15 protein-coding genes are annotated in these 13,007 nt (G+C 71.0%); 4 read left to right on the top strand and 11 right to left on the bottom strand.

Annotated features, from left to right (window positions below; translation table 11 throughout):
* Window positions 1-160 precede the first annotated feature (160 nt).
* The 4 genes from M2266_RS19810 to M2266_RS19795 all read right to left on the bottom strand — a co-directional run bounded on the left by M2266_RS19810 (window position 161) and on the right by M2266_RS19795 (window position 3,739).
* The gene (locus M2266_RS19810; RefSeq protein WP_277439385.1) at window positions 161-1,138 is read right to left on the bottom strand and encodes a hypothetical protein; all 978 of its coding nucleotides are present in this window, start codon (window positions 1,136-1,138) and stop codon (window positions 161-163) included.
* Complete coding sequence (locus M2266_RS19805) at window positions 1,135-1,908, bottom strand: hypothetical protein (RefSeq protein WP_277439384.1); 774 nt, start codon at window positions 1,906-1,908, stop codon at window positions 1,135-1,137. Before M2266_RS19805 ends, M2266_RS19810 begins: the two co-directional genes overlap by 4 nt.
* 185 nt (window positions 1,909-2,093) lie before the next feature.
* The gene (locus M2266_RS19800) at window positions 2,094-2,891 is read right to left on the bottom strand and encodes a hypothetical protein (RefSeq protein ID WP_277439383.1); all 798 of its coding nucleotides are present in this window, start codon (window positions 2,889-2,891) and stop codon (window positions 2,094-2,096) included.
* A 107-nt stretch (window positions 2,892-2,998) separates the two neighbouring features.
* Window positions 2,999-3,739 (bottom strand): hypothetical protein, encoded by a 741-nt coding sequence (locus M2266_RS19795; RefSeq protein ID WP_277439382.1) that lies wholly within the window; start codon window positions 3,737-3,739, stop codon window positions 2,999-3,001.
* A gap of 183 nt (window positions 3,740-3,922) precedes the next feature.
* Between M2266_RS19795 and M2266_RS19790 the strand changes: the two genes are divergently transcribed.
* Window positions 3,923-4,285, top strand: a complete 363-nt coding sequence (locus tag M2266_RS19790) for a DsrE family protein (RefSeq protein WP_277439381.1) — start codon at window positions 3,923-3,925, stop codon at window positions 4,283-4,285.
* A gap of 50 nt (window positions 4,286-4,335) precedes the next feature.
* On the opposite strand, the gene M2266_RS19785 is transcribed toward M2266_RS19790, so the two are convergent.
* The 7 genes from M2266_RS19785 to M2266_RS19755 form a co-directional block, all read right to left on the bottom strand.
* Window positions 4,336-4,656, bottom strand: coding sequence for a DUF3099 domain-containing protein (locus tag M2266_RS19785; RefSeq protein ID WP_277439380.1), 321 nt, complete (start codon window positions 4,654-4,656; stop codon window positions 4,336-4,338).
* 123 nt (window positions 4,657-4,779) lie between these two features.
* Entirely contained in the window at window positions 4,780-5,070 is a 291-nt protein-coding gene (locus M2266_RS19780) for a DUF1416 domain-containing protein (RefSeq protein WP_138354054.1), read from the bottom strand.
* A gap of 45 nt (window positions 5,071-5,115) precedes the next feature.
* Complete coding sequence (locus M2266_RS19775; RefSeq protein ID WP_277439379.1) at window positions 5,116-5,955, bottom strand: sulfurtransferase; 840 nt, start codon at window positions 5,953-5,955, stop codon at window positions 5,116-5,118.
* A 391-nt stretch (window positions 5,956-6,346) separates the two neighbouring features.
* Window positions 6,347-7,060 carry a DUF2993 domain-containing protein gene (locus M2266_RS19770; protein ID WP_277439378.1) on the bottom strand — a complete coding sequence of 238 codons (714 nt, stop codon included), beginning with the start codon at window positions 7,058-7,060 and terminating at the stop codon, window positions 6,347-6,349.
* 136 nt (window positions 7,061-7,196) lie between these two features.
* Window positions 7,197-8,429 carry a hypothetical protein gene (locus tag M2266_RS19765; RefSeq protein WP_277439377.1) on the bottom strand — a complete coding sequence of 411 codons (1,233 nt, stop codon included), beginning with the start codon at window positions 8,427-8,429 and terminating at the stop codon, window positions 7,197-7,199.
* Between the two features lies 1 nt (window position 8,430).
* Window positions 8,431-8,724: a MoaD/ThiS family protein gene (locus tag M2266_RS19760; protein ID WP_277439376.1), complete on the bottom strand. Its 294-nt coding sequence runs from the start codon at window positions 8,722-8,724 to the stop codon at window positions 8,431-8,433.
* A gap of 120 nt (window positions 8,725-8,844) precedes the next feature.
* Complete coding sequence (locus M2266_RS19755) at window positions 8,845-9,720, bottom strand: alpha/beta hydrolase (protein ID WP_277439375.1); 876 nt, start codon at window positions 9,718-9,720, stop codon at window positions 8,845-8,847.
* 206 nt (window positions 9,721-9,926) lie between these two features.
* On the opposite strand from M2266_RS19755, the gene M2266_RS19750 reads away from it, so the two are divergent.
* The 3 genes from M2266_RS19750 to M2266_RS19740 all read left to right on the top strand — a co-directional run bounded on the left by M2266_RS19750 (window position 9,927) and on the right by M2266_RS19740 (window position 12,998).
* On the top strand, window positions 9,927-10,706 hold the full coding sequence (locus tag M2266_RS19750) for a response regulator transcription factor (protein WP_277439374.1): 780 nt from the start codon (window positions 9,927-9,929) through the stop codon (window positions 10,704-10,706).
* Between the two features lie 32 nt (window positions 10,707-10,738).
* Window positions 10,739-11,761 carry a LacI family DNA-binding transcriptional regulator gene (locus tag M2266_RS19745; RefSeq protein WP_138354047.1) on the top strand — a complete coding sequence of 341 codons (1,023 nt, stop codon included), beginning with the start codon at window positions 10,739-10,741 and terminating at the stop codon, window positions 11,759-11,761.
* Between the two features lie 112 nt (window positions 11,762-11,873).
* Entirely contained in the window at window positions 11,874-12,998 is a 1,125-nt protein-coding gene (locus M2266_RS19740; protein ID WP_277439373.1) for a trypsin-like peptidase domain-containing protein, read from the top strand.
* The last annotated feature ends 9 nt before the right edge of the window (window positions 12,999-13,007 follow it).

Here is a 13,007-nt window from a genome sequence, read left to right as displayed (position 1 = left end):
GGTTATGGACCGGGGACGAGTCTAGTCGGCGGCCACGGGGACGGCGCTGTGAGGTGCGTCCCCGTGGCCGTGGCGAACTCGGACCGGCCCGGATGGGCCCGGATGGCCCCCGCTGGGGGCCGGGGGCGGCGAGAGCCGGCGGGGGGCCCGCGCCGTCGGCTCAGCCGAGGAGCTGGGCCTGCAGCGCGATCGTCTGCCGGAACGGGACGGCCGGCATCGTGCCGGCGTGGGACAGCACGACGAGGCCGATGGTGTCGCCCGATTCGATGTACGCGTACCGCAGCTGGGCCGCTTCGCTGGGCCCCGACTCCACGTACTTGTACACGACGGCGCCGGTCTGGGCTCCGCCGTTGTCCAGGTTCAGTTCCTCGTCGACCGTGGGTGCGCCGTCCAGCCGGGTGTAGCTCAGTTCGTTGCGGTAGCGCTCGACATAGGTCCGGGTCGAGAACTGCAGCAGGTAGATCTCGGCGCGCGTTCCGTCCGGCATGGTCCAGGCGCGGGCCGCGATGTGGCGCAGCCCCTCCTTGACCAGATACCGGCCCTGCGGCTCCGCGCCGCTCGTGCCGAAGATCTTCAGATACCGGTCGGTGGGCAGCCAGCCCTTCTCCCCCGGGAAGGCCGGATCCGGCTTGGCACCCTCGGGAACCGGCAGCAGGAGCGACCGCACATCGGCGTAGTGACGGCCGCCGGGGTTGAGCGCGGTGTCCAGTGCGGCGGGCTTGCCCGCGGGCAGCTTGGGCAGGGCGAGCGGCTGATACGTCCAGCGGCCGTCGTCCGGCGTCTCCAGCCCGGGGATCTTCGTCCGCTCGGGCTGGGTGACCCCGTACGCGACGCCGCCACCGAGCGCTCCGAACACCAGCACCGCTGATGTCCACCGCAGGACGGCACGGAGCACGCGACGCGGCTTCTTCGGTTCGACCGGCAGCACGGGGGCGGCCCGGGGGCCCGACGGAGGAGGGCCTTCCGGGAGAGGCGGTACCGGCGGCAGGGCTTCGGCGGCCGGCTCGGGCGTGGGCGCCGGCTCGGGCGTGGGCGCCGGCTCGGTTTGCGGCTCGGGCTCCACGTCCTGCGGCTCCACGTTCTGCGGCTCCACGTTCTGCGGCTCCACGTTCTGCGGCGCGATCGACTGGTCGGTCATGCCGCCACCCCCGGGTCCTGGATGCGGTCGAGCTGCTGCCTGAGCAGGTCCGCCGCCTCGGTTTTGTGCAGCGGCACGGAGCCGGTCACGTCCATCGTCACCAGCAGGTCGCCTTCGGTGGCCTGGCAGGTCATCTCATCGAGCTTCTCGCCGGGTTCGGTGGGCGGCAGCACACAGCGCGCCTTGTCGTGGCCCGCGATCTTCGGGCCGTTGCGGAAGACCCCCAGAGCCTTGGTGAACTCATCGAAGTACTGGGTCCGCTCGGCCGCGGCCTGCTTGTTCTTCATCTGCACGATGTGGATCTGGACGACGTAGGTACCGTCGCCCGACCGGTACGTGCGCATGCCCGCACCCTGCAGATGCAGGTCGTCGATGGCCTTCTCGACCGCCTTGCGCTGCTTCTTGGGCAGTTGGGCGACGCTGCCCTTCATCATCGACGCCGCCTGCTTGTCGTCCAGCTCGACGTCGTTGCCGAACTCACGGACGTCAGGGCCGGGTTCGTAGGCCTGGGGCATCGGGAGCAGCAACTTGCCGAGGCGCCCGTAGTGGCTGCCACCGGACGTGACACCGAACTCGCCGGTCTTGGCCGGTGCCGGGGCCTTCCACGGCGCGTCGGCAGCCTTCCGGTCCGCCGAGTCGTCCTGGTGCAGTACGGCGTAGCCGATACCGCCGCCGGCCGCTACCGCGACCAGCGCGGCCGCGATGCCGAGCGCGAGACCACGGCGCGACGTGGGCGCGGGCGCTGCTTCCGGCTCGGGTCCAAGTGCCACCTCGGGCTCCGTGGCTAGTGCCGCTGCGGGCTCCGTCGCGGGAGCCACTTCCGGCTCCGTGGCAGATGCCACCTCGGGCTCCGTGGCAGGTGCCACTTCCGGCTCCGCGGCAGGTGCCACCTCGGGCTCCGTGGCTGGTGCCGCTTCCGGCTCCGTCGCGGGAGCCACGGGGTTCTCCTCGTCGCTCACAGTCGCTCCAACTGCCGCTTGGAAACATCCAGGATGGTGGCCGTGCTGATCGGAGACGAGGAGTACATCCAGATCTCCATGAAGATGTCACCGCGCCGGGCGACGCCGCGGGCCTTGTAGAGGGGCTCGTAGCCCTCCTTGGTCCCGTGCTTGGAGTAGACCCAGACGCGGCCGTCCGCGTCGCCCGGGATCGCCGTCCCGCCGTTGCCCGCGTATTCCTCGTCCGCCATGTACTCCTTCTGGTCCTCGAGCATGACGTCGGCGTACGACAGCGTCTGGTCGCGGAACTGCAGCAGCCGGAGGCGGGTCCGGGTGTGGTTTTCCTCGCTCCAAGAGGCGACCGCGGCACGCCGGAAGTCGTTCCCGCCCATATCCCGGAACATGCGGGCCGGCTCTTTGAAGGTGGCCGCGTACTCGGCGAGCGACATCCAGCCGTCCTCGCCCTCCTCGATGTCCGAATCCTCCGCGCCCTTCGGCTGCTCCAGCAGCAGCTTGCGCAGGTCGCCGTCCACCGTCACGAGGTGGTCGTCGGCGGCCGCCGGCGGGGCGGTGGGGGCCGCGGCGCCCGTCGGCTGGACCAGTTGGGGCTGGGCGAAGGGCGGCAGCGGGGTTTCCGGACGGTCTTGCTGGATCTTGTAGCCGGTGGCGGCGCCCGCGAGGACGCCGAGGACGGCCGCTGCGGCGATCAGCAGCGTGGTGCGGCCACGACGGCGCGGCTTGCGTTCCGGCTCCGGCTCCGGCTCCGGCTCCGGCTCTGGCTCCGGCTCTGGCTCCGGCTCTGGCTCCGGCTCCACCAGGGGTTCTGGCGGTGGCTCAGGTGCCGTCGCAGGGGTGTCTTCGGACATGGTGGTCTCCACAGGGGTGATGCCGGAAGGAGTGAGAAGGACGGGAGAAGACCGGCTCAGCGGCCGCTCTTGAGACGCTGGTACTGCGCGTCCAGCAAGCTCTGGAGCAGCTTCGGATCCGCTTTCGTGCCGCCGGTCACCGTGATGGTGATGTGCACGTCGCCCTGGTACGAGATGGCCAGCAGGGAGTCCGTGCTCTCCGCGGAGCCGGACTTGAGGTGGTAGGCGCGAGCGGGGTAGCCGCCGGTCAACGTGAGCTTGTCGCCCTCGTAGTAATGGGCGTTGTAGTACCCGGCGGCCGAAGCGGCATCCGCGAACCGGCTGAGCTTGACGGTGACCTCGGCGCCGCCGCCCGCGGTGAGATACGTGCGGTAGGCGCCGGACTTGAAGCCGTAGTCGTTCAGGGCGCGCTTCACTGCGGCTTCGTCGGACGCGGTGCTCGCGAGGTCGGCGGCGGTGAGCGGGCTGCCTGCCTCGTCGCCGTAGACCTCGGCGTCCTTCGGCGGAGCCAACAGGAAGAAGCGCAGGTCGCCGGCGTGCCTGCCCTGGCTGACCTGGCCCTTGACGGTGGACGTGGCAGCTGCCGACGGAGCGGCGCTCGGGGTGCTCGTCGCGGCACCGGCGGACGAGTTCGCCGTCGGGGCGGTCGATGCGGAGGACGTCGGAGCGGCCTCGTCGGCATGGCCGGACGAGGAGCCGAGCGCGACCACGAGTCCGGCGGTCACACCGACCAGCGCGAGCATGCCGATTCCGGCCGATGCCGCGATGACGGCGGCTCGACGGCGTACAGGTTCCACAGGAAGCCCCCCCGGGCACGAACTCAACACACAACACAGCACTCGCACGCGTGTCGCATTGTGAGTGGAACCGCATTATGTCCAGCCGACACGTCGTTCCCGCAATCCTTTTGCCGTGACGTAAGACACAGGCGGGACTGGTGTGACACACGTGGCTTACCGGAGGAGCGCTAGCCTGGCCGCATGGCGAAGAAGCTCGTGATCAAGGTGACAGCGGGCGCGGACGCGCCCGAGCGCTGCTCGCAGGCGTTCACGGTGGCGGCGGTCGCGGTGGCCAGCGGCGTGGAGGTCTCGCTGTGGCTCACCGGCGAGTCCGCGTGGTTCGCGCTTCCCGGCCGCGCCGCGGAGTTCGAACTCCCGCACGCCGCACCGCTGCCGGATCTGATCGACGGGATCCTCGCCGGCGGCGGCATCACGCTGTGCACACAGTGCGCGGCCCGCCGGAACATCGGGGAGAAGGACCTCCTCGAGGGCGTGCGCATCGCGGGTGCCCAGGTCTTCGTGCAGGAGGCCATGGCCGACGGCGTCCAGGCGCTCGTCTACTGAGCTGCCCCGTCTACTGAGCGGGGCCGTGCCGTCTACTGAGCTGCCCCCGCCTACTGAGCGGGGCCGTCGGAGCCCCCGGCGTCCGGCCGTTTCCCGGCCGCCCGCGCTCTCGCCGCCTCCTCGTCACGGATCCAGGAGTCGTCCGCGGGCTCGTCCTCCAGCCAGCTGTCGGCCGGGTCGTCCCAGAAGTCGCCGGGCTCGCGACGGTTCCCCACGATGGCGGCGAACGGCGGGATCACCATCGCGACCACGCACATCGCCACGGCCGCCGGCACCGACCACAGCCGCACCACGGCCCAGGCCAGCACGAACAGCAGGATGCAGCTGCCCATCATGGCGAAGTACCAGTGGCGACGCCGGCGCGCGTACATAGATCCACCGTACGTCCGGACCCCGCATCCGGACAGCGCGAAGGGCCGCACCTCCAGGTGCGGCCCTTCCCCTGTCCGGTCACCGTCGGGAGACGGCCCGACGGCGACCGGTCAGGACGGGATTCAGACGGCGATGGCCACGTCGGCCGCCGCGCCCTGCTGGGCCACGACCGTACGGTCCACCGTGGCGCCCGGGACGAGGGCGCGCAGCGTCCAGGTACCGGGGGCGGCGAAGAAACGGAACTGTCCGGTCGCCGAGGTCGGGACCTCCGCGGTGAACTCGCCGCCGCCGTCGAGCAGACGGACGTAGCCGCTGATGGGCTCGCCGTCGCGGGTCACAGAACCCTGAATGATCGTCTCGCTCGCCACGTCAACTCCTGCCAAGTCCGGGCCGCCGGCCTTTGCTCCACACATGTCTGATCCTTTGAGGGGTGGTCTTGAACGGGTCTGAAACCGGACTCAGGCGTTGGCGCCGAGCTCGATCGGGACGCCGACGAGGGAGCCGTACTCGGTCCACGAGCCGTCGTAGTTCTTGACGTTCGGCTGGTCGAGCAGCTCGTGCAGCACGAACCAGGTGAGCGCGGAGCGCTCACCGATGCGGCAGTACGCGATGGTGTCCTTCGCCAGGTCGACGTTCTCGTCCTGGTAGAGCTTGGTGAGCTCTTCGTCGGACTTGAAGGTGCCGTCGTCGTTGGCGTTCTTCGACCACGGGATGTTGCGGGCGCTCGGGATGTGGCCCGGGCGCTGCGACTGCTCCTGCGGGAGGTGGGCCGGGGCGAGCAGCTTGCCCGAGAACTCGTCGGGCGAGCGGACGTCGACCAGGTTCAGGGTGTTGATCGCGGCGACGGCGTCGTCACGGTACGCGCGGATCGAGGTGTCCTGCTCCTTGGCCTTGTACGTGGTCGTGGCCCGCTGGGGGACCTCGGCGACCAGGTCGCGGGAGTCGAGCTCCCACTTCTTGCGACCGCCGTCGAGCAGCTTGACGCTGTCGTGGCCGTAGAGCTTGAAGTACCAGTACGCGTACGAGGCGAACCAGTTGTTGTTGCCGCCGTAGAGAACCACGGTGTCGTCGTTGCCGATGCCCTTGGCCGAGAGCAGGGCCTCGAAGCCGGCCTGGTCGACGAAGTCGCGGCGGACCGGGTCCTGCAGGTCGGACTTCCAGTCGATGCGCACGGCGTTACGGATGTGGTTCTTCTCGTAGGCCGAGGTGTCCTCGTCCACCTCGACGATCACCACCTTGGGGTCGTCGATGTGGTTCTGGACCCAATCGGCGTCCACAAGGACGTCACTGCGGCTCATTTTGTTCTCCTCCGGGGCAGTACGGATGCGCCAAGACGGGGCGCGGCATTGCGCAGAATGTGCGAGGAACGCCGGGGAGGCAGGCGTACACGGACGGCCGTCGGGCCTGGTCCGGTACGTAGAAGGCTGCCGCCCCTATGGCATGCGACAGAGACTGGCGGCGACGCGGCACAGGTCGACTGCCCGCCGCTTCGTGAGATCCGCCTGTCGCTTCATGACCCCGATCGTAGGGAAACCTCCCCGGGGGTGTCACCAGCGTGTCATATACCGAGACAAGATTGTCCGGATATTGGGACGGAGAGGGGGTCCGCCCTGGTGCGGCGGGCCCGACGGGCTTCCAGGCGATGTTCCTGACTGAGGTGCGGACGCCACCGTCTCAGCCCGCGAGAACTCAGCCCGCGAGCACGACGTTCGTTCCGGAAGCCGCCACCGAGATGCCGCTCGGGGTCGTGACGACCGACTGGACCGTGATGCCGGCGGGCAGTCCCGCCAGGCTCCGGGTGAAGTCGATCTTGTTGCGGATCAGCTTGTCGAGACCGGGGATGGAGTCGACACCCGGGATCATGTCGGCGTGCAACCGCACCGTGTTGCCCTTCTCGACGCTGACCACGCTGGTGACGCTCTTCTTGACCGTCCCGAGCAACGGCACGTCCGTGACGCTGCCGGTCACTTTGACCTTGCCCTTGCCGTCCTTACCCGCGCCCCCGTACGCCACCGTCACGCCCGGGGGCGCGGCGGCCGTCAGGTCCGCGTAGGTGATGAACGCCGAGCCGTCCGCCGTGTCGGCGACCGCCCGCTGGTAGTTGTCGGAGAGGTTCACGCCGCGCAGGTCCGCGGTGAAGCTGTCGATCCGCAGCCGCTCGCCGCCGGTGCCCGCCTGGATGTCGTGCGCGGTGATCTTGACATCGTCCAGCTTGTCCGAGGCGACCTGCGTCAGGAACGGGAAGCCCTTGATGGAGATGTCGGGCTTCGAGCTCAGCCCCTGCGTCGTCTGCGCGCGCTCGGCGGCCTTGTCCTCGGCCACCGACACGGCGATGCGGTCGGCCGCGACGAACAGCCCGCCGAGCACGACCAGGACGATCAGGAGTATCCGTGCGGCTCGCATTGCTCTCCCCCGGTTCAGGCGTGATCGATCGACCCTAACCGCCTTCCCCCGGTGCCCGGGGGGACCGCTGTCGTTTGTCGAGAGGTTGTGACAGCGGCCCGCCCGGACCCGGGGCCCGGATTCCGGGGGCGTCGCCTCAGCCCGTGAGGACCCGGCCCAGTGCGTACACGACCGGCGCCGCGGCCGTCAGGGGGAGCGCGACGCCCGCGGTGAAGTGGACGAAGCGAGACGGGAAGTCGTAACTGGCGACGCGCAGGCCGATGACGGCGCAGGCGCCGGCGGCCAGGCCCAGCAGCGCGCCCTGGGTGCCGAGGTCGGTCAGCCGGCCGGTGGCGATGCCGCTGCCCGCGGCGGCGAGCAGGGCCACCACGACGGAGGCGGCGCCGGGCAGCGGCAGGGCACGGGCGAGCGTCGCGACGGCGACCGCCACCGCGCCGACCACCACGGGATCGCTGCCGCCGGGTGTCCAGGCGACCGCGAGGAAGCCGGTGGCCAGGACGGTCATCAGCGTCGACGCCGAGGTGGCCGTCAGCGAGGACAGCCGTTCGTCGGTCGTCCCGCGGTGGCGCATCTGCAGCACGAGGACCAGCAGCAGCCACGTCCCCAACGTCCCGACGACCACGGCCGGAACGTCGTCGCCGTCGGTCAGGAGCAGCGCGGTGTCCGCCGTGACGCCCGCGAGGAAGGCCAGCACGATGCCCTGCCGGGCCGGCCACATGCCGTTCAGCCGGAACCAGCCGGCGGCGGTGACGGCCTGCAGAACCGCTACCACGAGCGCGAGCCCGGGACGGCCGACGAGGGCCGCGCCCGCGATCAGGAGGGCGAGGACGGCGGTCAGCGCGGCCGGCTGCATGCCGGGCGCGATGATCGGCGAACCCGTGCGCTGCCCGGCGGCCGGCACCGCGGCCCGGCCGCGGGCGGCACGCCTGCCGCCGGTGGGCGGCTCCGGCGCCGGTTCCTGGGCGGACCGGGCGAGCTGGGCGGCCTGCGCGGGCTGGGAGGGGAAGTCGTCGATGGCGGGCAGCACGGCGGTGTGGTCCCCCTCGGGCGGCGCCGGGTCGTACGACGGGTACTGCCCGTACTGGTCGTACTGGGGCTGCTGGGGCTGCTGGGCGCCGTTCCGGTCGTCGTACGGCTGCTGCGCGGGAGCGTCGTATCCGGATGCGGCATAGCCGCCCCCGTACTGCTGCCCGTACTGCTGCCCCTGCTGGTGGTTCGGCCACGGCTCCGCGGGCGGCATCGGCCCGGGGTACGCCTGCGGCTGCCCGCCCGCGTACGGGTCGTACGCGTCCGGGTTGTAGTTCTGGTTCGGGTGCTGGTGCTGATTCTGGTTCGGGTTCGGGTTCTGGTCCCAGTCGGAGGAGCTCATGTCACCCACCCGCAAACGGCGGAAGGACCTCGACGGTGCTGCCGTCGGCCAGCGCCACACCCGCGTGGTCGCGGGTCCCGACGGGGTCGCCGTCGACCAGGAACGAGCACCTCAGCAGCACGCGGGCGAACTCCGGCTGCCGCGCGTGCCGTTCGCGCGCGGCGGCGAGCGCCTCCGCCAGCGTGGCGGCGCGGTAGGGCTCCTCGGCCGTGCCGGCCGCTGCCTTGGCCGCGGCCCAGTAGCGGATCGTGCCGGCGCCTGGGGCGGGCCTCACCGGGATGTCGCTTGCCGCCATAGCGGTTCCTTGTCGTTGTCTTCGCGGTCTCACGGAGCCCTGCGGCTCCTGTGAGGTACAGCCGCCGTCCATGATGACACCCGCCCGGAAGGCAGGTCGTGAGCCCCGGCGCGGGTCCGGTCAGACCGTGCCGAGCCAGGCCCCGACCCGGCGCAGCAGAGCGTCGTCGGCCGCGTTCTCCGCGTGGCCGAACCCGGGCTCGATCCACAGCTCGGCCGCGTCGCCGGCCGCGCCCGCCAGCGAGTGGGGGTGATCGAGCGGGAAGTACGCGTCGCGGTCGCCGTGCACGATCAGCAGCGGCGTCGGGGCGATCAGCGCCGCGGACTCGATCGGGGAGAGCGGAACGGGGTTCCACTCGTGCGGGTGGATCCGGGTGCCGAGTCCGAGGCGTGAGACGAGCCGGCCGGTCGGCCGGGTGACCACCCAGTGCAGCCGCCGCATCGGCGCCGTCCCCCGGTAGTACCAGCGCGCCGGCGCGCTCACCGCGACGACCGCGTCGGGGGCGCCGCCCAGCCGGTATCCGCCGGTCGGTGCTCCCATGCGCCCCTCGGGCGCCTGCGCGGGCCGCGCCGCGTGCCGGAGCACGACCGAGCCGCCCATCGAGAACCCGACCGTGACCACCCGCCGGTACCCCAGGCGCCGCGCCCACCCCACGGCCGCGTCGAGGTCGAGAACCTCCAGGTCACCGACGGTGGACCGGCCGCCGGAGCCGCCGTGGCCCCGGAAGGAGAAGGTGATCACGCCCGCGAACTCGGCGAACACCTCGGCCGCCCGGCGGATCGCCGGCCGCTCCAGGGCCCCGGTGAAGCCATGCGCGACGACGATCGCGCAGCCTCCGTACGGCCCATCCCCCGTGCCGGAAGTTCCGCCGTCCGACGGCCGGTGTTCGGCCTCGATTCGTACGCCGTCCTCCGTCAACAGAACCGCACGCCGAGCACCCGAAGTGATCGATGAAACACACAAAGGCCCGTTCAGGGACTCACTGACGCTCTCCATGTGGGCTATTCTCCTGGGGAAGAGGATCCGGGCAGCGTCGCCCCCGGGTCCTTTCGTGCTTTCTGGACCAGCTTTTTTGACCACCTATTGAGACGCCGCTTTTTGAGACACCGCTTCACCAGGTACGTCCTCGCAGGGACCGAGGAGGGTTCGCAAATGGGCAAGCAAAGCGTGCAGCAGTACCGGACGACCGTCAGGAGCAGCCGGTGAGTTCTCTCCTGCTCCTGACGAACGCCCTCCAGCCGTCCACCGAAGTACTTCCCGCGCTCGGGCTGCTGCTCCACAGCGTCCGCGTGGCGCCGGCCGAGGGGCCCGCCCTGGTGGACACCCCGGGCGCCGACGTCATCCTGATCGACGGCCGCCGCGACCTGCCCCAGGTCCGCTCGCTGTGCCAACTGCTCCGCTCCACGGGGCCCGGCTGTCCGCTGGTCCTGGTCGTCACCGAGGGCGGCCTCGCCGCCGTCACCGCCGACTGGGGCATCGACGACGTCCTGCTCGACACGGCGGGTCCCGCCGAGGTCGAGGCGCGGCTGCGGCTCGCGATGGGCCGCCAGCAGATCGGCGCCGACGACAGCCCGATGGAGATCCGCAACGGCGACCTGTCGGTCGACGAGGCGACGTACAGCGCGAAACTCAAGGGCCGGGTCCTGGACCTGACCTTCAAGGAGTTCGAGCTGATCAAGTACCTCGCGCAGCACCCGGGCCGGGTCTTCACCCGCGCGCAGCTGCTGCAGGAGGTCTGGGGTTACGACTACTTCGGCGGCACCCGGACGGTCGACGTCCACGTCCGGCGGCTGCGCGCGAAGCTCGGCCCCGAGCACGAGTCCCTGATCGGTACGGTCCGGAACGTCGGCTACCGCTTCGTCACCCCGGAAAAGGTGGAGCGGGCCGCCGAGGAAGCCGCGAAGGCGCAGGCCCAGGCAAAGGCGCAAGCCGAGGCCCAGGCTCAGGCCCGAGCGCGTGCGAGCGCCGACAGATCCGCGTAACGGACGGGGTGGACCCGCGTAGACTGCGGCCCGTGGCAAAGGTGACGCGTGACGATGTGGCCAGGCTGGCGGGTACGTCCACCGCCGTCGTCAGCTATGTCATCAACAACGGACCCCGGCCGGTCGCCCCGGCCACCCGCGAGCGGGTGCAGGCGGCCATCGCGCAGCTCGGTTATCGCCCGGACCGTGTGGCCCAGGCGATGGCCAGCCGCCGTACGGACCTCATAGGCCTGATCGTCCCGGACGCTCGTCAGCCGTTCTTCGGCGAGATGGCGCACGCGGTCGAGCAGGCGGCCTCCGACCGCGGAAAAATGGTCCTGGTCGGCAACTCCGACTACCTGGACGACCGCGAGATCCACTACCTCCGTGCCTTCCTCGGCATGCGGGTCTCCGGGCTGATCCTGATCAGCCAGGGCCCGAGCGCCAATGCCGCCGCCGAGATAGAGGCGTGGGACGCCCGGATCGTCCTGCTGCACGAGCGGCCGGAGGCGATCGACGAGTACGCGGTCGTCACGGACGACATCGGCGGAGCGCAACTCGCCACCCGCCACCTGCTGGAGCACGGCCACGAGTACGTGGCGTGCCTGGGCGGCACCGAGAAGACCCCGGTCCTCGGCGACCCCGTCACCGATCACGTCGAAGGCTGGCGGCGGGCGATGCGCGAGTCGGGCCGCTCCATCGAGGGGCGGCTCTTCCAAGCCCCTTACAACCGCTACGACGCCTATCAGGTCGCCCTCGGGCTGCTCGCGGGTCCGGACAGGCCGCCCGCCATCTTCTGCGCCACCGACGACCAGGCGATCGGCGTACTGCGCGCGGCGCGCGAGCTGCGCATCGACGTGCCGGGCGGACTGGCCGTCGCCGGCTTCGACGACGTGAAGGAAGCGGCCCTCACCGACCCGCCCCTCACCACGGTCGCCTCGGACCGCGAGGCGATGGCCCGCGCCGCCGTGGACCTCGTCCTGGACGACTCGCTGCGCGTCAACGGCACCCGCCGGGACCGACTGCGGCAGTTCCCGTCCCGGCTGGTCGTCCGGGCCTCCTGCGGCTGCCAGTAGGTCCCCGCTCAAGGCCGGGGCCCCTGCCCTTTATATCGGTCATACCTACTTCTGCCGGGCTTCTCAGCGGGCGCTCAGCAAGCTCTCATCTTGCCGCCGCAAAGTCAGTGACATGACCGATCACACGCACCGCGGCAACAGCGACTACGACCCGAACGCGGCTTACCCGCCCCCGCCGGCGTACGAGCCGGAGCAGCCCGTGACGACCCCCTCCGGGGTCACCGTGTGGCCCAGCGGATCGTACGCGGCCCACCAGGCACCCCCGGCAGCCGAGGCGGGCGGCGGTTACGGCGGGACCTACCCCCCGCCGCCGCCCGGCGCACAGCCCTCGTCCGGCCCCTCCCCCGTCCCCTCCTCGCGGCGCAAGGTCCGCAAGCCGATCGCCCTGTTCGCCGCGGTGGCGATCGCCTCCGGCGTCGTCGGCGGCGGAACGGTGGCGCTCGTCGGCAACACCACCTCGCACTCCTCCGTCAGCACCGCGGCGGCCGCCGTCAACGCCAGCTCCAGCAAGACCGGCGTGGCCGGTGTCGCCGCCGCCGTCAGCCCGAGCATCGTCGAGATCGGCGCCACCTCCAACGCCGGCCAGTCGACCGGTGCAGGCGTGATCATCACCAGCGACGGCGAGATCATCACCAACAACCACGTCATCGCCGGCGCGAACAGCATCAAGGTCACCTACAGCAACGGCAAGACGGCCACCGCGAAGGTCGTCGGCACCGACGCCAAGAAGGACCTCGCGCTCATCAAGGTCGACAACGCCGGCGGCCTCACCGCCGCCAAACTCGGCAACTCCGACGGCATCGCCGTCGGCGACCAGGTCGTGGCCATCGGCTCGCCCGAGGGCCTGACCGGCACCGTCACCAGCGGCATCGTCTCCGCGCTCAACCGCGACGTCACCGTCTCCACCGACGAGAGCCAGGGCCAGAGCCAGGGCGGCAACGGCGGCTCCGGCCAGTGGCCGTTCGAGTTCGGCGGCAACCGGTACAACGGCGACACCGGCAACTCCACGACCACCTACCAGGCCATCCAGACCGACGCGTCCCTGAACCCCGGCAACTCCGGCGGCGCGCTGATCAACATGAACGGCGAGATCATCGGCATCAACTCCGCCATGTACTCGGCCGCTTCGTCCGGCTCGTCGGGCAGCAGCGCCGGCAGCGTCGGCCTCGGCTTCTCCATCCCGATCAACACCGTCACGGCAGATCTCAGCTCACTGCGCGACGGCGGCACGAGCTGACCTGCGGTC

The sequence above is a fragment of the Streptomyces sp. SPB162 genome, from assembly GCF_029504575.1.
Classification (GTDB): Bacteria; Actinomycetota; Actinomycetes; order Streptomycetales; family Streptomycetaceae; genus Actinacidiphila.
The sequence above is the reverse complement of the archived record's forward strand: the minus strand, read 5'-3'. Positions and strand labels throughout refer to the sequence as shown.